Annotated in this window: 22 protein-coding genes and 3 pseudogenes; 13 read left to right on the forward strand and 12 right to left on the reverse strand. The window is 39.9% G+C overall.

Features of this window, described 5'->3' with window-relative positions:
- The first annotated feature begins 133 nt into the window (after positions 1-133).
- From J2Z20_RS04390 to J2Z20_RS04435, 10 genes and pseudogenes are all read left to right on the forward strand, one after another.
- The gene (locus J2Z20_RS04390) at positions 134-1180 is read left to right on the forward strand and encodes an RHS repeat-associated core domain-containing protein (RefSeq protein ID WP_209845752.1); all 1047 of its coding nucleotides are present in this window, start codon (positions 134-136) and stop codon (positions 1178-1180) included.
- Positions 1181-1361: 181 nt separating this feature from the next.
- Positions 1362-1778: a hypothetical protein gene (locus J2Z20_RS04395; protein WP_209845754.1), complete on the forward strand. Its 417-nt coding sequence runs from the start codon at positions 1362-1364 to the stop codon at positions 1776-1778.
- A gap of 1225 nt (positions 1779-3003) precedes the next feature.
- Positions 3004-3786 carry a recombinase family protein gene (locus J2Z20_RS04400; protein ID WP_209845756.1) on the forward strand — a complete coding sequence of 261 codons (783 nt, stop codon included), beginning with the start codon at positions 3004-3006 and terminating at the stop codon, positions 3784-3786.
- Between the two features lie 154 nt (positions 3787-3940).
- Positions 3941-5156: pseudogene (locus tag J2Z20_RS04405) on the forward strand (IS110 family RNA-guided transposase).
- Positions 5157-5333: 177 nt separating this feature from the next.
- The gene (locus tag J2Z20_RS04410) at positions 5334-5873 is read left to right on the forward strand and encodes a Tle-like phospholipase domain-containing protein (RefSeq protein WP_483414313.1); all 540 of its coding nucleotides are present in this window, start codon (positions 5334-5336) and stop codon (positions 5871-5873) included.
- Complete coding sequence (locus J2Z20_RS04415) at positions 5870-6412, forward strand: hypothetical protein (RefSeq protein ID WP_209847282.1); 543 nt, start codon at positions 5870-5872, stop codon at positions 6410-6412. Before J2Z20_RS04410 ends, J2Z20_RS04415 begins: the two co-directional genes overlap by 4 nt.
- 1419 nt (positions 6413-7831) lie before the next feature.
- Entirely contained in the window at positions 7832-8098 is a 267-nt protein-coding gene (locus tag J2Z20_RS04420; RefSeq protein ID WP_209845760.1) for a VOC family protein, read from the forward strand.
- A gap of 560 nt (positions 8099-8658) precedes the next feature.
- Positions 8659-9009 (forward strand): hypothetical protein, encoded by a 351-nt coding sequence (locus J2Z20_RS04425; RefSeq protein ID WP_209845762.1) that lies wholly within the window; start codon positions 8659-8661, stop codon positions 9007-9009.
- A 216-nt stretch (positions 9010-9225) separates the two neighbouring features.
- Positions 9226-9765, forward strand: coding sequence for a matrixin family metalloprotease (locus J2Z20_RS04430; RefSeq protein WP_209845764.1), 540 nt, complete (start codon positions 9226-9228; stop codon positions 9763-9765).
- A gap of 23 nt (positions 9766-9788) precedes the next feature.
- Positions 9789-10343, forward strand: a complete 555-nt coding sequence (locus tag J2Z20_RS04435) for a hypothetical protein (RefSeq protein WP_209845766.1) — start codon at positions 9789-9791, stop codon at positions 10341-10343.
- A gap of 569 nt (positions 10344-10912) precedes the next feature.
- Here the strand turns inward: J2Z20_RS04435 and J2Z20_RS04440 are convergent.
- From J2Z20_RS04440 to J2Z20_RS04465, 6 genes and pseudogenes are all read right to left on the reverse strand, one after another.
- Positions 10913-11918, reverse strand: a pseudogene (locus J2Z20_RS04440) (site-specific integrase).
- 269 nt (positions 11919-12187) lie between these two features.
- Positions 12188-13153 (reverse strand): hypothetical protein, encoded by a 966-nt coding sequence (locus J2Z20_RS04445; protein ID WP_209845768.1) that lies wholly within the window; start codon positions 13151-13153, stop codon positions 12188-12190.
- Positions 13114-13722 (reverse strand): RNA polymerase sigma factor, encoded by a 609-nt coding sequence (locus J2Z20_RS04450; RefSeq protein WP_209845769.1) that lies wholly within the window; start codon positions 13720-13722, stop codon positions 13114-13116. Before J2Z20_RS04450 ends, J2Z20_RS04445 begins: the two co-directional genes overlap by 40 nt.
- A gap of 402 nt (positions 13723-14124) precedes the next feature.
- The gene (locus J2Z20_RS04455) at positions 14125-14382 is read right to left on the reverse strand and encodes a hypothetical protein (protein WP_209845771.1); all 258 of its coding nucleotides are present in this window, start codon (positions 14380-14382) and stop codon (positions 14125-14127) included.
- Positions 14379-15095: a P-loop NTPase family protein gene (locus J2Z20_RS04460; RefSeq protein WP_209845772.1), complete on the reverse strand. Its 717-nt coding sequence runs from the start codon at positions 15093-15095 to the stop codon at positions 14379-14381. Before J2Z20_RS04460 ends, J2Z20_RS04455 begins: the two co-directional genes overlap by 4 nt.
- Positions 15096-15385: 290 nt before the next feature.
- Positions 15386-16015 carry a hypothetical protein gene (locus tag J2Z20_RS04465; protein WP_209845773.1) on the reverse strand — a complete coding sequence of 210 codons (630 nt, stop codon included), beginning with the start codon at positions 16013-16015 and terminating at the stop codon, positions 15386-15388.
- Between the two features lie 295 nt (positions 16016-16310).
- On the opposite strand from J2Z20_RS04465, the gene J2Z20_RS04470 reads away from it, so the two are divergent.
- Both J2Z20_RS04470 and J2Z20_RS18325 read left to right on the forward strand, forming a co-directional pair.
- Positions 16311-16853 carry a hypothetical protein gene (locus J2Z20_RS04470; protein ID WP_209845774.1) on the forward strand — a complete coding sequence of 181 codons (543 nt, stop codon included), beginning with the start codon at positions 16311-16313 and terminating at the stop codon, positions 16851-16853.
- 445 nt (positions 16854-17298) lie between these two features.
- Complete coding sequence (locus J2Z20_RS18325; protein WP_415639986.1) at positions 17299-17673, forward strand: VanZ family protein; 375 nt, start codon at positions 17299-17301, stop codon at positions 17671-17673.
- Positions 17674-18581: 908 nt separating this feature from the next.
- Here J2Z20_RS18325 and J2Z20_RS04480 read toward each other — a convergent pair.
- Together J2Z20_RS04480 and J2Z20_RS04485 are read right to left on the reverse strand one after the other, a co-directional pair.
- Complete coding sequence (locus J2Z20_RS04480) at positions 18582-19562, reverse strand: aldo/keto reductase (RefSeq protein ID WP_209845775.1); 981 nt, start codon at positions 19560-19562, stop codon at positions 18582-18584.
- Between the two features lie 100 nt (positions 19563-19662).
- Positions 19663-19815 (reverse strand): annotated as a pseudogene (locus J2Z20_RS04485) (aldo/keto reductase); the annotation flags it as partial.
- Positions 19816-20044: 229 nt separating this feature from the next.
- On the opposite strand from J2Z20_RS04485, the gene J2Z20_RS04490 reads away from it, so the two are divergent.
- Positions 20045-20938: an AraC family transcriptional regulator gene (locus J2Z20_RS04490; protein ID WP_209845776.1), complete on the forward strand. Its 894-nt coding sequence runs from the start codon at positions 20045-20047 to the stop codon at positions 20936-20938.
- Positions 20939-21310: 372 nt separating this feature from the next.
- Here J2Z20_RS04490 and J2Z20_RS04495 read toward each other — a convergent pair whose 3' ends face one another.
- The 4 genes from J2Z20_RS04495 to J2Z20_RS18215 form a co-directional block, all read right to left on the reverse strand.
- Entirely contained in the window at positions 21311-22168 is an 858-nt protein-coding gene (locus J2Z20_RS04495; RefSeq protein WP_209845777.1) for a copper amine oxidase N-terminal domain-containing protein, read from the reverse strand.
- A gap of 455 nt (positions 22169-22623) precedes the next feature.
- Positions 22624-22818, reverse strand: coding sequence for a hypothetical protein (locus J2Z20_RS04500; RefSeq protein ID WP_209845778.1), 195 nt, complete (start codon positions 22816-22818; stop codon positions 22624-22626).
- A 679-nt stretch (positions 22819-23497) separates the two neighbouring features.
- Positions 23498-24601: a P-loop NTPase family protein gene (locus tag J2Z20_RS04505; protein WP_209845779.1), complete on the reverse strand. Its 1104-nt coding sequence runs from the start codon at positions 24599-24601 to the stop codon at positions 23498-23500.
- Positions 24602-25088: 487 nt separating this feature from the next.
- Positions 25089-25412 (reverse strand): DUF3024 domain-containing protein, encoded by a 324-nt coding sequence (locus tag J2Z20_RS18215; RefSeq protein ID WP_209845780.1) that lies wholly within the window; start codon positions 25410-25412, stop codon positions 25089-25091.
- Between the last annotated feature and the right edge of the window lie 175 nt (positions 25413-25587).

The following is a 25587-nucleotide window of genomic DNA, read 5'->3' on the forward strand; positions in this document are numbered from 1 at the left end:
TAGAAAATATAGTAATGGCAACGGCAACGGTAACAATGGCAATGGCAGTGGCAAATGCCACACCGTACCGCCAGGATTCATTCCACCGGGACTTGCCAAGAAATGTGGCCAGTACGATGAACCGTATCCGGACATGCATCCGGGAGGTCCGAGAGATGGCTGGGAGAAGCAATACAAGAAGACCCATTGGGAGCTGAACTACACCAATGACGTGAGTCTGGACCTGCCGGAACCGCTGCAAGTCACGGAAGCAGATGAAACCAAATGGAAAGAATCCTATGTTTACGGAGCAAAAGGCGAACCGTTAAGTATGACATATTTGCCGGCCAATGATCCAAACAATGGCTGGGAACCGGCACCAGGCGAAGGCGGAGCAGAACCGGGCACACAACCGAAGACGCTCTGGTACATGCAGGATGCCCTTGGCAGTGTAATCGGTCTGGTAGAAAAAGACGGCCGCGTCTCGTCCCGATATCACTATGATGAATTTGGCATTCCGCTGGACAGCAAGAAGTTTGACCTGAACTGGCCTGGGCCGGACAATTTGTTCGGTTACACGGGATTGGGTTATGATTATAACAGCGGATTAAGCTATGCAAGGGCTCGGTATTATGAACCTGAGATAGGGCGGTTTGTTAGTGAGGATACGTATGAGGGGCAGATTGATAATCCTCTGACACTTAATCTTTATACGTACGTTGGGAACAATCCGTTGATTCGATGGGACCCAAGTGGTAACAATTGGGTTACCAGTGGCTTGAAAAGGGTTTCCCAAGGTCTACAGAATGCATGGGATGCAACAGTTGATTTTGCAGATACTGCCCAGAAGGCTGCCCAACGCAAGGTGTGGAGGACCGCTGCAGAGGAAGGGATCAGAGGAGTATACGGATACAATATAACAGCAGATTTATTACTACATTCATTACAAGATGAACCAGGAACGCTGGTCCTTGGTAATGATTCGTATGCTGCATCGCAAATTAAGCAAGACCAGTCATTCAACAAACAATTAGAAAAATATGTTTACAGTATGGACGCGTTTAAGAATGGAAATACATTGAAAACTTACTTTTCATCTACGTTTAATTCAGGAGATTTGGAAGCCGCAATACACAATTATGATATGAATGTTTCTGGTTATAGACAATCAGACGGACCTGGAAATTATACTTCACTATGACTGATGTATACGACTACACTGAATTTGTTTTGCCATCAGACGACAGATACGTGGATAATCCGAAAATTTGGATACCAAATGATGCGGCTTATTTATCGCAAAAGAGTGGTGCAATAGTATCGTATAAGTTAATTATTAACTTTACTATGACTGCTAGTAATTAATTCTAAGGAGTAGAGCGATGAGGAAAATAATTGTAATTGTTGCATTAGGAACTCTAGTGTTAGTGATATTGAGTGGTTGTAAAAATCAATCTATGTATCCCATTGGAAAGGATACAGTCGTAGCAGTCTTGGATGGAAAGTTTCAAATCGGGAAATTTTCAAGTGGAAAAAAATTAGAGGTGTTTGATGAATCTGGAGATTCTACGGTATTGGATGACAATGTTATTAAATACAAAAAGGTGAATAAAATTCTATATGTTATTGGTGATAACTTTACAGTAATAAACGGAGAAAAAAATACATGTACACAATTTTCATCTTCAAATATAAGTTCAACTGCAAAGTCGGAAAATGGAACTGTTATGACCTATATTGATAGCTATGACAAATTTAATGATGATGAGAAGAAAGTGTTCGATGAATTGAGGAAGTGAGAGATTTGACTACATGCGAGTGTAACAACTCCATGTGTTTTTCTTTTTTTGAAACATATATACCCGCCCCGCACCAGACCTATAAGCTGATTTGTTGCATAATGGTGTGCGTTGAATTATTTAGATTCACACCGCAACATGCACCGATTATTAGCATTCAATGAGGAAGTAGAGCAGGGGATTTTCAATACTTTGGGACACTTTATCTGACACTAATTATTGAGGATGGGCGGGGGCAAAGAATACATAGAAGAATCATCTTCATAAAAAGTTTCTAATAAATACTGATAATAGACACTTATATAAAGTATACGGATAGCAATCATAGAGGATGATGATCTAATATGACCTTTGTTTAATGTATCTTATGATACTGTTCTATTCTTCTATCTGTATTGTAGTTGTATATGTGTTCTTCTTTACTATATGTTTAACATGCTTGAATGATTTGTCTCCGTACTCCCCGCCCATAGGGCTACGCCCCGCAGGCGGGGGTTGTTTGATTAGCTTGCATTTGAACTTAACAAGGTGCCGTTAGGAAACGGCTCACGTTCTCCCCCGCTAAGGGGAAGAACTGAAAGGTGACTATGAGGTATCCGTATCACCTTCAAGACATCTAACGCGCCCAGGTATAGCTTTACCGCGTGGATGGTACTCTCCATCTCTTTGTCAGGGTTCTCTGCCTATAATGCACTATGACGGTTAATCTGGGAAAATGTATTAGCCTCTTACGCCTCCCACCGACCTTTAATCGGGTCGGTTATTTAACGTGTGCTACCGAAAATCCACGTTTACCCCTCTATTCGATTACAAGTCCTTACTTATCTTTACGTATTGATTTCCATGTAGTTTAGTACAAGTTTTGAAAATGTTAGATAGCTCATACTTTCCCACTGACAAAAATATTAATGGCTGATGGCCCGCACCAACCTGCTTGAATTTTTTCACAGAGGAATCATATGCCCCCCGCCATTAAATCCGAGAACTGTTGATTTCCTAGGAATAGGGGGGGCTATTTGTCTTGTTCTATTTAGCAAAATAACTGTTAATTCAAAAGCAAAAATTATATTGCAATGTTCACGATTATGTTTGCATATAGCCATTAAACCGTTCTTTGACAACTGAATTGCTTTGATCTTCCCGCCCCGTCGATTCTGCGAGTGCGGGAAAGCACGATGACCGCAGAACGTTACGAAAACTGTAATTAACGAAACGGAGTGATCGAATGAGGGGACGTGTAGTTGGTTATGTTCGCGTATCGACGCAGGGACAGGTTAAGGAAGGCTATTCACTTGGCTATCAGACAGAGGAAATTAAGCGGTATTGTGCCCGCCACAACATTGAACTGTTGGATATCTACAAGGATGAAGGCATATCAGGGGCAAAAGTAGACGAAGACGAGCTAACCGTAGAACGCGAGGGCTTGCAGGAAATGCTGTTCGATCTAAAATGGTGGGAAGTCAGTCATATCGTCGTTCTAAACACAAGCCGCCTATGGCGGGCAGATATGGTCAAAGTGCTAATTCAGCGGGAGCTAAAACGGTACAAAGTCGATGTGAAAGCTATCGAGCAGCCCCAATACAGCATCTATGCCCATGACCCGAATGATTTTCTTGTGAACGGCATGGTGGAGCTATTAGACCAGTATCAGCGATTAGAAATCGCCATGAAGCTAAGCCGAGGGCGGCGTAAAAAAGCGCAGGAGGGCGGCTATGCGGGTGGCAGAGTGGCGTTCGGCTACTCAACCGTTAAAGGACAAAAGACGCTTTCCATCGACCTAGAACAGGCTGAGACGGTACGTAGATTATTCGGAATCAAATCCGAACATCCATCTTGGTCGCTTTCGCAAATTGCAGCAGAACTGAATCGGGCGGGGCATAGAACGGTACAAGGGAAGCCCTTTACGAAGGTGCAAATCAAGCGAATCCTAGACCGTGAAGACTTTTATCGAGGCATGTATCGTTATGGGCAGATTCAATCCAAGGGGTTGCATCAGCCGATTATTTAGATTTCTGTAACTTAACTTACTGCGCTCAATGACGTATAGGGCAAATGAAGGGGAATAAATGATCGCTAACGTATCTTTGCGGCTCGACCGCTCGAAACTGAGGATGCGACTTTACTCTCCACCATCATGAGGATTTTTATTGTGGGTTGATGTAGTGAAAGAACAGTTAAAGGTTATATTTGTAGGCGTTGATCTGCATAAACGTCATCATACGGCTGTTTTTATGGACTTCTGGAATCAAAAGCTTGGGGAAATCCAGTTCGAGAATAAACCCGCCGCCTTCCCTGAACTTTTGGCAGTGGTCAAAAAACATCTAAAACGCGGAATGACCGCGATCTATGGATTAGAAGACACTGGCGGCTATGGCAGGGCATTAGCTGTGTTCCTAAAGGAACATAAACAGATCGTTAAAGAAGTTGAATCCAGCGTTAGCGAGCAATCGACGCAAATCGCAAGCCATTGTCCATAAATCGGATAGCTGGGATGCAGAATGCGTGGCACGTGTGCTTAGAGATGAACTCCATCATCTGCCTGATGCCAATCCTATGGACATCTATTGGGCAATCAGCCAGCTTGTCACAACACGGCGAGGGCTAGTGAAGGGTTTATCTTCTCATGTCCGTAAATTGCATCAGCAAGTCGCTTATCATTATCCGAGTTATCAGCTCTTCTTCTCAGAAGTGGAGGGCAAGACCGCGTTGCAGTTCTGGAAAACGTATCCCGCCCCTCATCATCTGGATGGTGTTGGTGCAGATAAGCTGGCAGAGTTTCTACGAAGTCACAGCAATAACGGCCTCTCTACGAAGAAAGCGAAGCAAATTCTAGCCTTGATTAAACAGGACGGGAATACGCGGCGGGAATTTCAAGAGAGGCGGGATTTCAACGTGCAGAGTATTGTTCGTAGTATTGTGTTTAATCAGGAAGAGATTGCGCGTGTCGACGAGCAGCTTAAAGAACAGATGAGCGAGCTTAACCTGAAACTAGAGACGATGTCGGGGATTGATCTCGTAACGGCGGCTTATTTTGTTGCGGAGATTGGAAATGTACATCGGTTTGAGAGTGCAGATAAGCTGGCAAAATATGCGGGAGTTGCCCCACTTCTTATCGGTTCAGGTGACAATCATCGTCATCGGAAGAGCAAACAGGGGGATAGGGATTTGCACGAACTGTTCGAACAACTAGCAGTTCGGCAAATTGCGGTTACGCGGGGGAAGAAAGAGCCTCGGAATCCTTACTTCCATCATTATTATGAGCAGAAACTAGCGGCGGGCAAGACGAAGAAGCAGGCGTTGGTCTGTATCATGCGGAAACTCGTAAATATCATCTATGGCATGATGAAGGACGGTACAGCGTATAAAGCCCCTCCCTGAAGAGGAGGCGGGATGATATAATGGGTGGTAGACACCCCTCCTAATTTTTCCAATATGTTCGCTTTATAAACTAGGATACGTATAAGGGCAGTCTGTGGAATCCGCAGAGTCGATGATGCAACATTTAATGATATTGGTAAAAAAGTTAAAGGTGCAAATGACTGGAAACTTGATAATATTCTCACAGGTTCAGAAGGATTAAAAATGGGCGTATATTCAAGAGTCAAAGATGGAACAACGGAATACGCATTGGTTAACAAAGGCTCTGACTCTTGGGGAGATGCGGCCGAAGATATTCAACAACCAGCAGGTTGGTCAAGTGACATGTTCGATTCGATTTCTAAATCGGAGTATTTTGTGGTTAACCATAAGGATAGTGAAATAACTATGGTGGGGCATTCAAAGGGCGGTGCTGAAGCGATTGCAAATGCAGTTAAAAATAATAAAAATGCCATTACATTTAATCCCGCAATACCAAGCTTACGATATTATGTTTCAGGCGTCGAGAAATATACTGCAAACTTAACCAATTATGTAGTTACGGACGAAATTTTAAATAATACGTTTGGTGAGGTGAAAATTGGAAAAACAGTTTATTTAAAAACGCAACATAAAACTAAGTGGTGGTACTCACCTGCATTCAATGTTTTGCAAATGATAAAAAATCATAAAATGGATGCAGTAATAAGTGCTTTGAAGGAGGAGAAGTACAACTGAAAGAGAAAAAAACATTATTAATCCTAAGCATACCGTTGTTGTTGGCATTTGCAATCATAGCATACATTGCTTTGCCTTGGTTTCTCATACTGATAGGTATTCAACTAGAACCGAATCCTCCACGCCCTGAAATCACACACGGGGAATTTCCATTTCGCTTAGAATATGAAATTAATGGAGAGCGGAAGGTCATTCAAGATACTTTAATATGTGAATTTGATGGTTTTGGTACAAATGAAGCCCGAGGTAAATATCGTAAATGGAGAGAAAGATTATCCAGCGGAAATGAAAGGATAGCATTGCTAAAAGTTAATAAAACTAAGGAAATATTCTATGCTCCAGGGAGTGCTAATTACTATATGGGTGATTTAGGTAACACAGAGGAGTATGAGCCTCTTTTCCCTAATGCTTTATTTTTTGAAAAAGAGAGCAGCGGGACTAATACTGGAATAATTCATGCGGATGAATTATTTAATAAATACCATATAAGATTGATAAGTTGGGATTCTATCCCACCAATCAAAAATAATTTTAAATAATCAATCCTAGTCACAATACGACTACCCCTCGTATTGTTGACCTTAAAATCCAGCCCCGCCACCCTCTACCACAAACGAGACTAACCTCTCGCTTGTGGTTCTTTTTATCATTAAATGGTTGCTCTCCCCCGAGTAGCAGGTGTTTCAAATACATTTCCAGCATACGAAATATATATGAGTAATAATGGAGGTGCATATGGTGGAGGTTATCAATCTCTATACCAATATATGCCTTCTAGTAAGTCTCAAGCAATTGGTCTTTTTGACTCTATAGGTGGTACACTTGTAATTGATAATGCTAAGTGAGAGTGGTGGTTTATTAAATGAGGTTTCTTTTTGCTCTATTCTACAGTTTAATAGTAACGTTATTAGTAATACTAGTTATTGCATTTGTAGATAATCAAATAACCGATATGATGTCGTTTTTTGGATTTTATATTATATATGTAGGGTTGTTTGGTTCTTTGGGATGCATGATTGGAGAGGTTGTATACTTCTTATTGTCAAAACTTAAAAAAAGAATAGTCGTGATTGAATACTTTATTTATTTGATTCTTGGGTTAATGCTCGGAATAACTCTAGAAATTACTTCAACCGTTTTTGAGGATCATTTAATAATATTCCTTACAGTTATTGGTGCTATTTCGTTCTATGTCAGCAGAAATTTCGTTAAGCAAGAATGGATAAGGTAGCTATAAAATATGCCACATGCGAGTGTAACAACTCCATGTGTTTTTCTTTTTTTGAAACATATATACCCGCCCCGCACCAGACCTATAAGCTGATTTGTTGCATAATGGTGTGCGTTGAATTATTTAGATTCACACCGCAACATGCACCGATTATTAGCATTCAATGAGGAAGTAGAGCAGGGGATTTTCAATACTTTGGGACACTTTATCTGACACTAATTATTGAGGATGGGCGGGGGCAAAGAATACATAGAAGAATCATCTTCATAAAAAATATGTATCCAATTAATTAAATGATACTGATAATACGCCATTTTAATTAAGAAAAATAACCTTGTCTACATCCTACATCAGAGGGGTTATTTTTTTTGATTAAAAACCATCCATAATGGCGAGAATGCTGTTATTACTGTAGTTATGGAGATGTCGAGGGACAAGAACTTGATCCCATTGAAAGTCGCTATTTTAGCGGCTTTTTTTTGTCGGTACAAGTTCTTGTCCCGAGTCGAGGACAAGAACTTGTACCGAGTCGAGGACAAGAACTTGTACCTATTACCGTAAAGGACAAGAAGATGGTCCGATTACCGATTAGATAAGTATTTAACTACTTATCACTGCTCTAAGTAATTAAGCTAACCGGCAGTTATGAGCAGTAAAAAATTATATATACGAGCGAAAATATGTGCTGTACGATGGATTTAATTCCATGTTGAGGAGGAACTAAGTAATGAGTGGAATTTCTCCTGTAATCCCGATGCTGGCAGTACATGATGCTAGCCAAGCAGTAGACTTTTACAAAAATGTTTTTCGTGCAGTAGAGGTTAGCAGAATGGTTACAGACGAAGGGAAAATTGAACATTCCGAGGTTCAAGTAGGAAATGCCCCCATCATGATTGCGGACGAATTTCCTTGGAACAATCGTGCGGCAAAATCGCTTGGTGGCACACCTGTAATTATCTACTTATACGTCGATAATGTTGATGATACAACATGATCTAGCTGGTGATAGTCCAACCGAAGGAGGGACCAAGCCACCTTCGTAGCTAGGATACTTGCGTATGGCGAAATCTGTGCGTAAAAGCGTATCGACAAAAGTATCTGTCAGAGACAGGGCGAGCAACATACCGAGCCGTAACATAAAGTGAATTCTACCGCATCCTCAAAAGGCCTGGTAGGAGGGAAAAGAAGAAGCCGAGTCTCGTGTATATAGACGAAGGCCAGGGAAGCTGTGAAGAACTTGGAGCAACAGCGAAGAATCCTCATGTGTAAAGGAATCGGCATAGACCCAAGTTCGACGTTGGACTCTTCTTATTATGGCTTAAAGGGACATCAAGTGCATATACGATTTTTTGAAGATTTACAAGCGTACTGTTTTTCTCCGCGCGTTCGACTCCACCAATAAACGAGTAATGAAATCCAGCTTTTTACACCTATTATCAGTTAAGTTACGAATTTCTGAATTGAACAAATAATGCAGATAATTATTTTTTTATTAAATTTTTCTATTTTTATGCTATTATGTTTTAAAACATGGATATTTAAAGGAGGATCTTAATGAGGTATTTTACTAGCTTTCTCATAATTATTCCCCTCATCTTTTTAAGTGGCTGTAATTCAAGTCAGGGAGGAAGTAGCGGTGACTGGTCATCAAATTTTGTAGTTTGGCAAGGGAATATGTATATATTTAATGATACAACCGTTGAAGAGGTTGATGAACAAATAGGTAAAATAGAAGAATACTCTGATAATGAAGCTAACAAGTTTTCATCAAACATTTTTTCGAATATTTATGATGTTGGAACTGAGATTTACAAAATTAAAGACACCTCTACTGATGAGGCTATTGCAGTAAAGATTCAAGATAAATACTTCAAGGGAATAAACAGAGGAAAATACGGTTCATAAGAACTAAAGTTATCTGAACGAGATTATTACTAAGAACTCTTCATGTTTCTCGCTCACTTACTAAATCTTATATCGTCTGATTAATCTTAATAAACACGATTAATCAGACTTTTTTGTGCTTTTTTGTATTTAAATACATATTTTGTATTTACACTTCCGTTTTTTTGTTATTTAATAGAATTGTATTACAAAAAATGGTAGATGGAGGTATGTTTGATGTTCAAGAAAATTAGTACTTTATTGTTGAGCTCCTCACTATTGTTCTTGTCGGCTTTATTTGTCCCCACATCTGCTAGTGCATACAATCTTCTAGGAGGGAAGTATGGTGTTACAACCATAGGTTTTAATTACCAAGGAACTTCCGCTACTTACAATTTGGCTACAGCAACGGGAATTAGTGCTTGGAAAAACGCTAATGTAGATGTAAGTTTTGAATCACATAGTGCTGGAGAAACTAACACCATACTGTTCTATAATGATAGTTATGGTGCCAACATTGGCTGGAACGCCCAATGTGCAAACAAACCTGTTCATACATCAGGCACTTATACTAAGTCTATTATTGATTTTAACACTAGTACTATGGATAGTATGTCTAATGCACAGAGACAAGGTGTTTCTGCCCACGAGATTGGACATGCCCTCGGTTTAGATCATGTATCGGATAAATACCAAATTATGTGTACTTGGGGTGATGGCAGGGTTGCTACTTCTCCTGGTAGCGATGATATAAAAGGTGTCAACTATCTATATTAATTTAGAAAGGTAGGGATTATATTATGATTAAGACCCAGAGGAAAACAAACTATTTGATAATTGCAATTTCTTTAGTGGTCCTTTTTGGAGTAATAGTTGCAACCTCCTTACAAACAAATGCCGCTAAAATAAACAAAAAAGTGATAACGCATTTTGATTTAACTGAAAGTTTTGACTCTATAGAGAGCTTGGAACAGAGTGCATCATTGATTGCAAATGTGAAAGTGAATTCATCTAAGAGTTTCACGTACGGGAATGTTGTATTCACCTTATCAAATGTTTCGGTAAATAAAGCATATAAGGGAGAAGCTGATAAAACAATTAATATTTTAGAAACCGGCGGAATTGGGGAGGATGGACTTTATTACACCGTAGAGGGAAATGATGTTTTATTAAAGAATCAGCAAGCAATTGTGTACTTAGAGAAGTATGACGGTCCAATTGCTGAAAATGCTTATGTTATTAAAGGGGTTTATGAAGGTAAATTTAAAATTCAGAACGGAAAGTTACTACCTCCTAAGGAAACTAAAGGAGATATCCAACATGTAAATAGTATTAATGATTTAAACCTAGAATAGTATACCTAAGCCCCATCTTCGTTTTTTGGGATGGGGCTGTTTGTCCGTTGACATAAAAGTGCCTACATTAACATAATCCCAAAAAGCCCGATTCTTGGGCTTTTTTATTTTTATGTCGGTGTTTTTTTGTCTCATTAAAAAAATGCACAAATGTGCCTACATTAAGTAAAATTGACGCAAATATGCCCACATAACGATACCTTAGGTACTTCAGCAGGTCCAACGGGTTTTATTCTTGTTTATTTTTGTTATAACAAGGAAAAAAATCGAAAAGGGCGGCAAAGGGTACAAGTTCTTGTCCTTTAACGGTACAAGTTCTTGTCCTCCGACAGGAGAAGAAGAGAATAATGGAACTTTTTTAGCCGGCTCCGACGTGGGATAAAAAAATACGAACATATATTCACAAAACCCGTATTTTGTACATATGTCTATAAATCAATTAAATACCACGCCCTATATGATATATATACATTATATCCCCCTGTTTTGTAGATGAAAAATAATGCAAAATAATAAGTTTGATTAAACAAGGCTGCCGTTTACAAATCGGCAGCCTTGTGTGGTCGTGTTTAATTTTTAACTGAATTCCAAGCATTTATAAAATCATTAATAGTTTTAAATCGTTCTTCTCGTTCCTTACTAACTGCTCGTAAAGCGACTTCGTAAAGTGATCTATTTGCTTCCCATTTTGAAAACGAATGATCCATTTCGCCACCAAGTAATCCAAAAGCGATAGCTCCCATCGTGAAAACATTCGTTCTTGCATCAATAGGTGAACCTAATATAAACTCTTCCGGAGATTTCGAACGTCTTGCTCCCCAAAAGTTCTCTCCCATGTCATTTACGGAAGGTGCAACCTGTAGAAGTCGATGTCACAGATCCTGGTTAAATCCATTGAAAAATCATACAGTTGTGTGCTTGCGAAATGACGTCGCTCTGAGTTCACGTATTTGATTAATAACTTAAATGTTTCAGGGGATATCCGAATGAACTTGATTCGTCGCTTAAAGCTGCCTTTATTCGTAGCAGCTAGTTCATGGATATCCGAACGTTTTCTGTAATCCCCAACGGTAAGCTCTAATATCTCAGATATTCTCGCCCCTGTTTCAAACATAAATCTGGTTATTACTTCATCCCTTAGTCGCCAACCCCGAGTATCCCCAGCCTGGTAAATGCGGTATGGCAGATCCCAATCTCCAATGATCTCAGGTACCCATTCTTCAAATTGATGATCTTAAAATAAGAATCTGTTTGTTTTCTGAAAGATAGCGGTTCCTCGGTACCTGCCGCTTTGGGCATCCTTGGTCTGTTCCCCCTTTCCCCTGGTTGTTCAGAAACACTATCATTATATTCTAAATCGATAAGTGGATTGGCCTGTGTATACTTCTTTAACCAATAGAAGAATGGCTCTAAGGTGTTTAAATAAGCGATTACGGAACTCTCACTGATCCTGTTGAACTGATCGTGATAAAACTCTGTAAGAGGAATGAACGCCTCCTTCTTATCGTCAAAAACAATGAGACGGTATTTGCTGTTCACTCCTTCAGGACAATATGCATGAAAAAACGAAGCCATTTCCTCCACTACCTCCACCTCTATTTACACAAAAAAAGGACATTTCCGTTCCAATAAAACGGATGTCCACATATGATGTGTAACACTATATGAAAATACAGTAGAATCATAGGCTAGTTCTTTCGACCAACACAATTAATTCGGGACGTAACCACTATCTACAGCAACAATTTGTGGAGGCTTGACTGGGAACAAGCCCCCGGTTTGGAAACCGGGAGCATCGTTCATTCGATGCAACTGTAATCGGTCTTTGAATCTCTGCGGACGGGCTATATCCCATCATTGATTAATTCTTCCGCCAGCTGGACCAGTTGCTCCCGGGTTAGTATGCGATCCCCATACGTCGTTAGCGTATAATATGCATCCCGCTTCTCGTCGTACCAGTTGAGATAATGGTAGCTAACGTTCTCTTTCTTTACATCGTTGTAGACGGCCGCCCTGCCCTCGATCTTAAACTTGTCTGTTTGGTTTTCAGATTCTTGCTCTACCCTCATAGTACCTCCCTGCAGCAGCGTCATCCCGAAGTCGACGTAGGCGCGGCCATTGGCATATGTAGCGCCCACCGAGCCCGCGTCCGTCCACGGAAGCTTCTTCGCGAAGAGGCGTTGCCCCGCTTTCGCCTGGTTAGCCTGATTTATCAATTCACCAAGCGTTTGCCTGTAAACGGTCGAACTTGTTAACGGATAGTGGGGACTCACGTTACCGTATTTCAACGTATACCCTTCAACCTTCTCCGGCAGCACCGTCACCCCGGTTCGGCGCATCTCCTTCACGAAATCGGGGTAGGAAGTAAACCGTCGCTCCTTGACAGCGAAGTGAAGCAGGTCACTGCTGCTCGAAGCGTCATCGTCGTTCTGGCCCTTCACATAATAGGCCACCAGCTCGCCCGACTTGGCTGAATTGAGTGCTTTCCATTGATAAGGATCCCACTGGGCCACCGGCTCCGGAGCAAAGTATTCCGGTTCGTATTGAACTTTAACCACGTCTGCCGCATTGCGAATCTGGATCCACTCCGAAGCGGCGTAAGCAGAGGTCGAAATAAGCAGCATCGCAAGTAGCATCGTCAGTGCTCCCGCGCGATTCATGAGTCTGAACCCAAGCCAGGACCCGCCTCCTTTTCTACTGCCAATCCGCTCCATCACCCGGTCCTTGACGTCGATAACTGGTAGCCGTTCATCGCCGGCGGCAGCCCTGATTAGATCTTCGTTATCAATTTGGATTCCTGCACGCTGCACAAAAACCCCTCCTTCGTCATCGTTTCCCGAACTTTCGATTTGATTTTCTCCATGCGCTTATGCAGGGCATTAGGGCTGATGCCCAAAATGCCGCTCATTTCTACATAGGTCCGTTGTTCGAAGACCCGCAGAACGAGCAGATTGCGTTCCTCCAGCGACAGCTTCGACAACGCCGCGGCCAGCGGGTAGCTATACAACCGCTCCTCAAACTCCTGTTCAGCTCCGGCCGCATCTGACCCGGGCTTAAGAATGCGCATCGCTAACCGATGCATTCGGCGTCTGCGCAGCAGATTAAGACAATGGTTGCCCGCGATGCGGTACAGCCAAGACGAAAAGCTTGCGGCAGGCTTGTACCGGTGAATGGACTCGTAGGTTTTAATAAAAATATCCTGAACCGCATCCTCGGCATCCTGTCTGTTTCCGAGCAGCCGGTAGCAGTAGCGGAAAATCGGCTGCTGAAAGGTCTGGACAATATTCGCAAACTTCTCGCGATCCCCGTTCTGCACGCTGACGATTAGCGTGTCTATGCACAGCGTTTCGGATTCATGCTCCTGTGACGTCGCCGCCACCTCCTTGCTTCGTATTACACTATATAACACATAGCACCCAAAAAAGTTCCTGAACCCACGATCTACAAAATATTGATACGGAATTTACGGAAAAGTTATCTTTATGAGTAACGGTTTCAAGCCAACATCCAACTAATTATTTTGTTCCGCTTTACTGCCCGTTAGCTTAATGAAATTGCATGGAAGCCCAGTTAGATATTTATCTAATCGGAACATGTTCTTGTCCATTTCGGCAATCGGTACAAGTTCTTGTCCCACGACACATCATGACTAATGACTCTATTTTGGAGATATTCTCATTTATTTGATCCCATACAAAGTCACTCATGTAGTTAAACTCGTTTTCCTTTTTTATCGGGAGTTTAGGTCTGTCTTCCTGATATATTAAAGATCTTACCGGCTTTATCGGAGCCTCTTTCCAGTCATAACGCTGCATATAATACAGGAAATTTTCAAGGCTAGCGACTTTTGAACAGATGTAGCTATTAGTTGGATCTTGACCTCAGGTATATGTTCAAAAGAAATTGAGTGATTGTATGGTATCCCCAGTATTCTCACATCCCACTTATCCTTATCTAGTTCTTTTAAGAAATCAACCTGAAGGTTTAATCTATTCTTTCCATACTGATTCTCAACTGAGAGAATTTTATTCTTTTTCATTGGTTGATTCCCCCCTTCTTTTCTTTTACAGTATTAGGGTTTTTTCGCTGTTCCGAAATGATGTAATTTGTTTTCAATATGGAGTCAATCCAAATTTTTTTACTAATCCAATTCTGAGGTTTTGAACTGTTTTTTCCATAGTCTAATAAGACTATCTTAATGGCCATTGTCATATGTTGCATTGGAATTTCAAATACGCCTTTTAAATTATATTGCTGGCGTAGGGTAGTGAAAATTTCAAAGATCTCCTTCGAATAATTTTGAAGTCTCTCCCCTGCAGCAAATGCCTCTGGAAAGTAGTATCGTGTAAACGACCATCCACTCCCGGCAGGAAATTCACTTAATTCGTCGTAACATTTTAAACATACATGAATATCTTCCAATGTTCTGATGCCAATGAATTTGTGTTCTTCAATCATAAATCTTTGAATAATTTGATCAGCTTGTCCATGACTGAATACCAGCTGCTGAGCATTTAATTGTTCTTGGCCAACTAAAATCAATACAAGAGTTATATTTAATTTATCAAGTTTATTGTAATAATCAATCAGCCATTCATAGTACAGTTGTTCTAAACATTGTGCTTCATCTATGAATAACAGAACAATTCTGTATCGGTTTGCATTTCCTTGCTGATGCAAGAAAGCAATAAGTCTATTCCTTTTGACACTGGTTTTACCGGTAAATGCAAAATCATGTCCCATGTCAGACAACAAAGTCTCAAGGAATATTGGTAGGAATTTGATAATCCTCTGTTTCGACTGGATGACTTCCTAGAGGAATATCTGGCCTTGTAGAAGAGCATCTGACTCTTATTGATTTTTAATCACTTTTGCCACTTGGATCACCTATTTTAACAATTTGTTTTGAATCTCCTCCGTAGTTCTTCTAACTCTATGGCCATATCATCGCTGGTCGTATCAATTGTGATTTCGTTATCTAACACGGTTGTTAATTCATCATTAATTTCTACAGGAGGTAATGATTTTTGTTTATATCTTTGTCAAGTAGCTAATTCATTACGTGGTTTTTTATATGAAGTAGAATTTTCCTCTAGCCAGCTTTCAAGTGCATCAATTGGAGATGTCACATCGTCAAATTTAAGTTTATCCTCACGCACCAATTTATTAATGGTTTTTCTCGTTCGTAAGGTATGAGGCATACGCCCCCATGGACCTTTTGCTTTTAAATAATCCAATTCTTGACCATCTGGTAAGTACACCTTCAATATTGAGATATCATCAATATTTACATCCACAATCAGCTTTTCACCAACTAAACTGAAATTTCTGGCAGGCAATGTACTGGAATAAGGGACTCCCTCGTAATTAATATGTGGACGCTTTCCGGTATTCTTATTCCCTTGAACCACACGCGTTGTTTGCAGGGAGAAAAAGTTTGACTCCACTCTTTCTTGCTCAGATAGTTGTCGAGGGATCATGTCTTGATACTTTATTCTCTGTTCCATGGCTTCTAAAGGACTAATACCTAAACTGGAATGCAAGGATGTATTATAGTTGGCAATAGCAACCTCAATTAGTTGTTCCAACTCCTCTGCTCTAAATACATACTTTTTAGCAATTTTCTCAGGATTATTTCTTCTGGGATCTTTTGGGTGGCTACCGGTTGTCATCCCAACCCTGTGAATGTAATTACTCTCTAATAGCCCAAAAAATCGTTCAATGATCGCGCGACCTTCAGTAGACTCGGAAAATAAAGTTGTAGACTGAGAAAATATTTGACAGCCTATAGCTCATCCGCTGTATTATCTTCTGAATATGGGATGGAATGCCGGTGTCAAGTTAAATTCGAATATCAGAATTTCTATTGACGTCATAAAAATTTTATGCTTTCGACAAAATTCACCTTACAGATCACGTTAATAGTGGTAAAAGTAGATTGAGTTAAAAAATTGAAGGATTGAGATGATGTTGAAAAAGTTATTCAAACCAGCGACGGGTACGGCACTTGCAATTCTTGTTTTTGCTTCTGCATCGGCAGCTTACGCTGCTGCGTCGGATCATGCCATCAGCGGCACTGTATACACCGGGGCGTCAGTAACCGCCTACATCATTACTTGGCTTGTTTTTTATCATCTACTTTTCGTATTACAAGAATCTTTGCCTCTGATTGCAGGATGGCGGGAAGCTGTTCCTTGGCTGGTATTCGCCGTGCCAATGTGCCCAACTTTAGGTATATTAGCAGCGCTGTCACATAGAGATGGTATTATAGGTGATATATGTATAACTTCGCCGATCATCTGGTTATTACCAGAAGCTCTCAATGGAGAAAGCCCTAGAGGATTATCCGCAATTGCAATTGTTATTCCAGTACTTTTATTGTTCTTCTTGCTATTAGGATTGGAAAGAGCCAAAAGAAAAGTGTCTATGACAATAATAGTATTAGCATTAGCTACACTTGGTACATCTAGCTTCTTCGTATATCCAATTATCAAGAGTATTATTCATTAATAATCAAAGAAAGAAAAACCGAGGGTCGACTATTCTAGCCCTTTTTGAATGAACTATAAAAATGCCCACTTGATGGTGTGAAGAGTTTGTAGATCAACATATGACTGGGGATATCGACATCAGCTATTCGTGGTAAAATTAATGCAAATAAACTAATAAATAACTCTACTTTCACTTCTCAGCAAATCATTGTGTGAAAGTTGAGTTATTTAACATTAGCATAATTTGAGAGGATGAGAAACTTGCACTATCTTAGTTTTACACTTGATCCATCCCCTATCATTTACTTAGCACTTTTCCTTGTAATAGTGCTTATATATACAAGTTGCATGTTAATTTTTCGAAAAAGAAAACCATTGGAAAATCACATATTTACCTTACTTTTCACTTTATACTTGTTAGGAGTGCTGAAATTTACATTTACACCCTTAGTATTGTTTACTAAATATCCAGTTCCTTTACGGTTGAAAAATTTTACAACATAATACCGTTAAAAGCAATTATGACTGCAATAGATAGGAAATATTGGATACAAATTTTCGGAAATATAGTCTTACTACTACCAATGCCTATATTCGTGAAGCTATGTTGGAAAGATATCAATTTCAAAATTATTTTTTTGGTTTGTCTAGGAACATGTCTGTTCATTGAATTATCTCAATTTACTTTAGATTTCATTACGGATTACCCCAACAAAGTTGCAGATATAGATGATGTAATTCTTAATATGTTAGGAGTTTTTATTGGTTGGATGTTTGCCATGTTGTTACGCAAGACTAATTTAGTTAAAGAGTTACTTCAAGAGAATCTACCAAGTTGAACCTTTTTAGCATAGCGTATGAAATACGCTTTGTTAGCGGAACTTATAATTTGAATTTCGGCCTATATAAAGTCGTCTAATTTTCCTAATTTTTTGAAGTTTTCGTAATTTGGTTGTATATACTCTTCCATCCGTTCCAGCTCCTTTTATTTTTGATAAAACATTAAACCTTTCAACTGAATTCAAAAGTTTCCATCTCGCAGTTAATATATTACTATATGAATAGCCATCTCTATTAAAAGGTGATAAACATCAATAAGCTGCCCCTAAGTCAAGGGAAGACAGCTTATTGTTAAGCAACCTCTATAGTGTTTTTAGACGGTTTAGTTCTATTTTACTCTAACATACGCATTATTATTCTCTTATAGTAGACTTGAGCTATATCTATCTTCTTTCCTAGATCAGCATCTAACTTGAAGATTATCGATGGTAAACTCAACTCAATCATTTCATCGATCTGTTTCCATTTTGGTGCAACAGCAAGCCTTGCCCCTTCTTCAGCAATGGCTAACCATTGGTGTAAATAATTTTAAATTAACTCTATAGTGTAACGATTCAAAATTTGATGAAATACTGGCCTACTATCAACATCAGAAAAATTCATTTGAGAACTCAGTATGTTTTTTATGTAATCAATCTTCTTTTCGAATAACTTTGTAATATATGATTTTCCATCATTGTTAAAGTCACCACGCTTAAACTCCTTTATTTACCTTGAGAACAGAAGGCTTTTAATTTAGTTATTCAAAGCTATTCGCCGCATAATATCAACCGTTACAGAAGAAGTTGAGGTAGCCTTCGTTGAGCTATAGTCAGATAAGATACCGAGCCTGCCGGAAGGATGTTTGGCAGGCTCGGTATGTTGTAACAGCAATTATTGCAGAATAAGGGCTTCTCGTTTCTTATAATCAGTTTGCACCAACCACTGGGTGTGGCACATACGGCTCTTCCAAGTGTGCAATTTCTTCAGGCGTTAACTTCAATGAAAGCGCACCTACCGCATCTTCAAGGTGAAACGATTTTGTAGCACCTACAATAGGTGCTGTTACCGGTTGTTTTTGCAATAACCATGCAAGTGCGATTCGAGAGCGGGGAACTCCATGTTTTTCAGCAAGTTCCGCTACGCGGTCCACAATCAATTGATCAGCATCACCCATCGCATCGTATTTTCTTTTTTGAACTTGATCGGTTTCGGAACGATGAGTTGTTTCCCCACGATCACGTGTCAATCTTCCTGATGCAAGCGGACTATATGGAATCACTCCGATTTTTTCTTCCCTACATAGAGGCAGCATCTCGCGCTCCTCTTCACGATATATGAGATTCAAATGGTTCTGCATGGATACAAACCGTGTCCATCCGTTTTTCTCTGCCACATGAAGTGCCTTTAGGAACTGCCACGCATACATCGCTGAAGCACCAATGTATCTTGCTTTGCCAGCTTTGACCACATCGTGCATGGCTTCCATGGTCTCTTCAATAGGCGTAGTGTAGTCCCAACGATGGATTTGATACAAATCCACGTAGTCGGTTCCCAGTCTCTTGAGGCTTTTATCAATTTCACTCATGATTGCCTTGCGGGATAACCCTGCACCATTAGGACCTTGATGCATGCGCCCCCAAACCTTCGTAGCAAGGACAATTTCATCCCGATTAGCATAATCCTTTAGCGCACGACCGACAATTTCCTCACTTGTTCCATCTGAATATAAATTCGCCGTATCAAAAAAATTAATTCCCAGTTCTAGAGCTTTTTTAATAACTGGACGGCTATTCTCTTCATCAATTACCCATGGGTGAGTCCACCGTTCTGCTACACCAAAGCCCATACAACCAAGGCAGATTCGAGATACATCCAAACCGGTGTTTCCAAGTTTCGTAAACTCCATGACTGATACACTCCTTAACTCAAATTTTCAACGTTCTTGATGTGTAGGTCGAATAATCATTTCATTAATCGCTACATCTGATGGTTGCTCTATTGCGTATGTTTTGATACGAGGCAGCAGTATCAATCAGCCGATATCCCGCCATAATCGCGTCATAAACGGCTTGTTCACATTCAGTTTGATCTGCCATCTGAAAAACACCAAAACCGAGTATAGGCATCTCAACACCATTGTTCAAAATTACTTTTTGCATCTAAAATCCTCCAGTTTATTAAGGATAATTTTCTAGATCGATTTGATCTTATCCATTACATCCATAACGGGCATCCGTCGCCGCGCTTATTCTTATTGTGCACCGGATGACAAAGAGACCGTTATCCCATTCGTGTCAAATGCTTGCCTAATCCTCTCACTACCACTTATGTAACAGATGAATATGAATTATAATCAATTTATAAAGATTGAAGGATAAGGAGGATATTATGTCGGAAATAATATCTAAACAGCAAAGTGAGCTTGCCAACATTATTAAGCGTTATGCAGAAAAAGATGGTGTTCACCCAACCGCTATTCCATCCTTATTTTTCATGCGTCAGTCGAATGCGACAGAACCAAGCCACGGAGTTTATAAGCCTTCCTTTTGCATTGTGGTTCAAGGTGCTAAAGAGGTATGGCTGGCACAGGAGCGCTTTAAATACAATCCTGCGGATTACCTTGTTTCATCAGTTAACTTGCCGGTTACCGCCCAAGTGACTGAAGCCACTTCCGATGTTCCATATTTAGGTTTCAAACTTGAATTTACGGCGAATCAAATTCTAGAGGTTTTAGGTGATTCTAAAATCCGGGTAGGACCGAAAGAAAATGCTAATCGAGGCATGTTTGTTAGCCGGATGGAACTGCCTTTGTTGGATGCGGTCATCAGGTTAGCTCGTTTGCTGGACAACCCAAAGGATATCCCGATACTTGCGCCGCTGTTTACGAAGGAAATTCTGTATAGGGTTTTGCAAGGTCAGCATGGGTCTACGCTTGAACAAATTGCAATAAAGGGCAGCTCTGCCCATCAAATTAAAGACGTTATCGAACATATCACGAATAACTTTGATAAGCCATTTCGAATTGAAGAGCTTGCGGAAAAAGTGAATATGAGTGTTTCGTCGCTTCATAGGCACTTCAAAGAGGTTACTGCTATGAGCCCGATTCAGTTTCAAAAACAACTAAGACTTCAAGAAGCGCGGCGCCTGTTATTATCCGAATCAACAGATGCTGCAGATGTCGCATTTCGGGTAGGTTACGAAAGTCCATCGCAATTCAGCCGTGAATATTCCCGTATGTTTGGCTTCCCACCAAGAGAAGATATAAAGCGCCTAAGGGCGTAACCAGAATCCGCCTTCTTGGGGGTTCCAACTGCGTGTATCAAATAACACTGACTGATTACCAAATGTCAAGTTAATCAAAATCGTACAAGTAGCTTAATAAAACAAGGAGCAGTTGCACTCCACAAGCTGCTCCTTGTTTATTTTTCGTCATGTAGGTCCTGTCCGCTTGATTGAAACCTTTGAGAGATGGCTAGCTTGGTGTCGTCGCTGTAACCTTAATCCGAATTCATTGCCGAACGGGATGAGCCATCACTACATTAAACTGCCCGTTAGCTTAATGAATTAGCGGGAAAATTGTTTAGATACATGCCTAATCGGTAATCGGTACAAGTTAGTGTGACACAAATATTACGCTTCCCCAGTCCGTTCCATTTACAATTCCGTACTCTTCAACAAACCGTTTTGTTCAGCTGTATTCATCAATTTTGCAATGGAATCCAGCGCAGTCTCGCTGAACATGTACCATTGCCCCTCCACAGCGTCAAAAATCAGCACTTTCGGATAGCCTGCCAATTGTTCTTCCGTGAATCCGTTGAGCCCAGATGGACCACTCAAAGTATAAGGATCAAAACGTTGGACACTATGTCCCGCCGTATCCAGAAAATCATATTGACCGGTTTTCGTATACCACCCCAGAGTATTCCAATTGTCATTCCACCCATAATTCGTCGGAGCATCCACCTTAGCACCTTTATTCGACTCAAAGAGGGCATAAATCTCTTCGTTATAACGCTTGCCACTGAGCTGCTGCCTGTATCCGCCTATTACCATGTGGTATTCATACTGCAAAGTTGTCACTTTAACGCCATTGATGATCAATGGTGCGGTATCGACCGTAACCGTACTCTTGCTGTAATTGACCGTACAGCCGAACGTTTCTGCTATAAAGCGAAGGGGAACGAGGGTGCGATTATTATGGATGTACGGCTTTGCATCCAATTGCAGTGTCTTTCCATCTTTCACTGCGGTGCTGCTGTTCAGTTGCAACGTTACTTTTATGTCATTTCTCGTAATCGTCACTTCCGAGCCCGACCAATCGACCACAGCCCCCAGATTTTCGCTGATCACGCGCAAAGGCACCATTGTACGACCGTTCTTCATCTCAGGCTGTACATCGGATGTAATCGCAACGCCATCCATGATAATCGGATGACTCTCTGCCGCATGAGCAGGCACCGATGCAGCAATGAGGCTTAGAGCGAGTGCAGTGCTAAGAATAATTTTTTTCATTGTGTGAATCCTCCTCGTACATAAGATTTTGCAATGCGCAAATTAAGAAATTGCATCATGATTCAGCATGATTAGGTGTAGACCATTGTAAAAAGAACAAACTAAATGATCCTACACTATTTACTAGCGCTACTAGCTTACTTCAGCCTGTCTTGTTTTCTTGGGTCGGAAGATGCTTCGCGTTTTTTTTTTTGATAAACATTCTTCTTGTTAATTACATTCTATGTCTAAATACCGGATTTGTAGTTGCCATAGAAAGCCTTCACCCTTCTAATGATATCATGTTCTTCAATGTCCCCAAGAATATCGTCTGGTCAGAATGTTCGATCCGAATAACGTACAGCTAATTATTCTAATGAGAATACGATAAATGTGTTATTCAGCATTTTGACTGCTATTTTTTTTGAGGAATCAATCCCCTCGATTTCGTATACCTCTTTAGTATATTTTCCATTTTAAGCTAATGCTTCTCCTATTTTCTTACCGATGGCAGTTGCTTTTTCTCCAGTTGCCTTATATAGTTCGCCATTAAAATGAATCTCACTAGGAACGTTGCCAATTTCAACATGTTTAGAAGACTCGGAAGAACAGCCTGTAAAGCTCAATATTAATACAATAGAAATTAATAAATACGATATAGATTTACACATAAGTAAACACCTCTCCTTTATCCTTCCTCAAGCCCTACCCTTCACCCCGTAAATCAAATACTGCACTATCCGGTACTAGTATAGATAGACATATTCCATACATTGATTTGATAGATCTATTTAAAATTCACACATTAGTCCGTACATGGCATCAGCAATGCTTTTGGTAGACTCTTTTCTATCATAGTTCTTAATTGAGTCCAGTCAGGAACCCGATTATCATTTGCCCCTCCGATGCTATTTTAAGCCATTGATAGAAATAATTAAGACACAGTTCAACTGTGACTTGATTTATGATCCAGTGAAACAGCCCCCTATTATCCATTTCAAAGAAATTCGTATGATTATCTTTGAAATTCCAGAATGATACTTTTTATTAGCTCTGTTGCAAATTCTTAACCTAAATACTTTCTTGGATTTGTTTCATCGCACCTTTGATTCATGTAAAAATGTTCTGTTTGTAAAAGAGTATGCTTCCAAAAAACATAAGCGTAAGCATATGGGCAATTGGTGGAAATTCACCAATATCCTGTTTTTCAATTCCTGAAGCATGAGTAAATTCTCCTTGCTGAGCAATTCGGCCAATAGCAAAAATCTGAACCGCTTAACAAGAAAAAAAGACCGCCGCAGCGATCATGATTATTAACAAAAGTCCCCGTTTGTTCAATAACTATCTTCTCTAGAAGCGGTCAAATACTAAATTTGATTCCGTCCAGCGATTAGTAAGGTTTTCTCCACCAATAATGATTTGATTCTTATTCTTATCATTCAGAATTAGATTTACAGGGTAATCCTCAATATACCATTCTTTATCAGATCGAGGATATAATCGGCGAGATACTCCATTAGGATCTACTAATTTATATCCACTAATTGGTTCCCCAAATATTTTCAAACTTAAGTCTAAATCTTTATTTCTAAATTCACCTAATGGAAAGGTAGAGTGAGGTTCAGGGTGATATTCAAGATTACAGAACTTAAGTAGGGAGTCCTGATATTGTGTCCAATCTCCTCTGGTTACTTCTAAGGATAGCTTAGGGCAAGGAGTATCTTTAAAGAGTTCTCGTACTATCTGATCATACTCTCTTAAGAATTGGTGATAAGCTTCTTCACCGTAAGGTTTGTCCTTATAATAGGGATTATGCCGATCCCGTTCCCACATTAATCGAAAGAATATTTCCCCTCTGACTTTCTTAAGATGTTCAATCTGATTCTCAACAGATTCACGATATAGATAGACTAATTTAGGATTTAAACTCCCTACTATGTCCCAAAGTTCACCAACAAACGCAAAGAGCTCTTCTTGTGGAGCATCAACTAACTGAAAAGAAAAAACTTGATATTGAAAGATACAGCTATCTAGGATAAATACCTTTTCTGGTTGTTTAGCCGCTTCCTTAGCAAATGCACGCCACTTTTCTAATGCAACCTTCTTATAGTCACAAAGTGAAAAATTCCAGACGTCTTTTTGCTTGAGGGCTTGAAACGCCTCTTTAGAAAATAATTCTTGATAGTGCCATTCCACCTCTAGCAAATCAATTCCCACATAATTATCACGTTTTTGAGCTATCTTATCAATGCCTCTTGCTATATCGTATTTATTGCACCATTGTTCATATTCTTCTTTACTTAAGCAAGCTTCGTTAAAAAATAAAACAGGATGAAGTCGAAGCATTTCATGAATCCATCTGGTAGATTTACCACTCCTTTCAAACTGTCTATAAAGTAGTCCAGAGTTAGTCGATTTACCTGCTCCTGGTAATCCTTCTAAAAAAATAAGCATCGTTTTCTCCTGTATGAATTAAATTATTAAAAATTTAAACCAAATTATTTATAAGTTCAACAAAAAGGGGGCAATTCCCTTTTTCAAGTATTGCACCCGTTTGCCATATGCAGTTAAAGGGAAATCCACTTCCATCTTCCCATTCGGTCATCAATCCTAAAAAGGCAATTAAAGATGCTGATCTATACCTAAAATTGCTTAATATGCTATAATTAGAAAAGTAATTAATCTTCTAATTTTTACTCCTTTGTATTTGTTCGAATTTCGAGTATTTCGCATAACGTTCTTGTATTCACGACGCCCCACCACCTTAATGTCACACGAAGTGACTGGCCGCAATGCGCTTAGGTGGTGCGGGTGTGTCCGGCTGGATATACTTCCTGCTACTGAAATGCAGCTTCGAATCTACTTCTATCTTCTGCCGGACCGAGGGCCGAATGGCCCGCAGAGTGAATATGGTGTAATGTGAAGTCATTGCCATCCTCGATTAGGCCCAAAAAATATCATTTCTATCTATTTCCATTAGTTGTTTTTCAAAATGTTCATCTGGTTTTATGTCATTCACAAAATGACATTTATTCTTACTATCTTGCCAATAAACCTTCCAGAGTAATTCTTCTAATCTTAGTTGGGCAATAGGATACTCAAATCGTTTCCCCATGTATCCTGGTCTTTCTTGACTTAATGTGACTGAATTGCCCCTAAATTTATAATGAATTTGAAATTCACTTTTGAGATGTTCAGGAATTTTTTTGTCGATATAGTTATCAAGTATTTTTTCAATTCTCTTTTTAGTAAAGGCATCTAGCACTTTTATCACTCCGGGATTTTAATGATTAGCAATGATTTCGCATAACGTAAGAATATTTACGACGCCGAGAGCCCTAAGTGAACGTATGTGAACGGGTCGAAGACTTGGGCTCACAGGTGTGTCCCCTGAATTAGCTTCTTCGAAAATCCATCGGGCGGACCGAGGGCCGAATGGC

The sequence above is a fragment of the Paenibacillus sediminis genome (genome assembly GCF_017873765.1).
Taxonomy (GTDB): Bacteria; Bacillota; Bacilli; order Paenibacillales; family Paenibacillaceae; genus Paenibacillus_AG; species Paenibacillus_AG sediminis.

Bases quoted from the DNA above. Each gene is read 5' to 3' on its own strand.
- J2Z20_RS04390 (WP_209845752.1), top strand. From the start codon at position 134: ATGCATCCGGGAGGTCCGAGAGATGGCTGGGAGAAGCAATACAAGAAG.
- J2Z20_RS04395 (WP_209845754.1), top strand. From the start codon at position 1,362: ATGAGGAAAATAATTGTAATTGTTGCATTAGGAACTCTAGTGTTAGTG.
- J2Z20_RS04400 (WP_209845756.1), top strand. From the start codon at position 3,004: ATGAGGGGACGTGTAGTTGGTTATGTTCGCGTATCGACGCAGGGACAG.
- J2Z20_RS04420 (WP_209845760.1), top strand. From the start codon at position 7,832: ATGAGTGGAATTTCTCCTGTAATCCCGATGCTGGCAGTACATGATGCT.
- J2Z20_RS04425 (WP_209845762.1), top strand. From the start codon at position 8,659: ATGAGGTATTTTACTAGCTTTCTCATAATTATTCCCCTCATCTTTTTA.
- J2Z20_RS04430 (WP_209845764.1), top strand. From the start codon at position 9,226: ATGTTCAAGAAAATTAGTACTTTATTGTTGAGCTCCTCACTATTGTTC.
- J2Z20_RS04435 (WP_209845766.1), top strand. From the start codon at position 9,789: ATGATTAAGACCCAGAGGAAAACAAACTATTTGATAATTGCAATTTCT.
- J2Z20_RS04455 (WP_209845771.1), bottom strand. From the start codon at position 14,382: ATGAAAAAGAATAAAATTCTCTCAGTTGAGAATCAGTATGGAAAGAAT.
- J2Z20_RS04465 (WP_209845773.1), bottom strand. From the start codon at position 16,015: ATGACAACCGGTAGCCACCCAAAAGATCCCAGAAGAAATAATCCTGAG.
- J2Z20_RS04470 (WP_209845774.1), top strand. From the start codon at position 16,311: ATGTTGAAAAAGTTATTCAAACCAGCGACGGGTACGGCACTTGCAATT.
- J2Z20_RS04480 (WP_209845775.1), bottom strand. From the start codon at position 19,562: ATGGAGTTTACGAAACTTGGAAACACCGGTTTGGATGTATCTCGAATC.
- J2Z20_RS04490 (WP_209845776.1), top strand. From the start codon at position 20,045: ATGTCGGAAATAATATCTAAACAGCAAAGTGAGCTTGCCAACATTATT.
- J2Z20_RS04495 (WP_209845777.1), bottom strand. From the start codon at position 22,168: ATGAAAAAAATTATTCTTAGCACTGCACTCGCTCTAAGCCTCATTGCT.
- J2Z20_RS04500 (WP_209845778.1), bottom strand. From the start codon at position 22,818: ATGTGTAAATCTATATCGTATTTATTAATTTCTATTGTATTAATATTG.
- J2Z20_RS04505 (WP_209845779.1), bottom strand. From the start codon at position 24,601: ATGCTTATTTTTTTAGAAGGATTACCAGGAGCAGGTAAATCGACTAAC.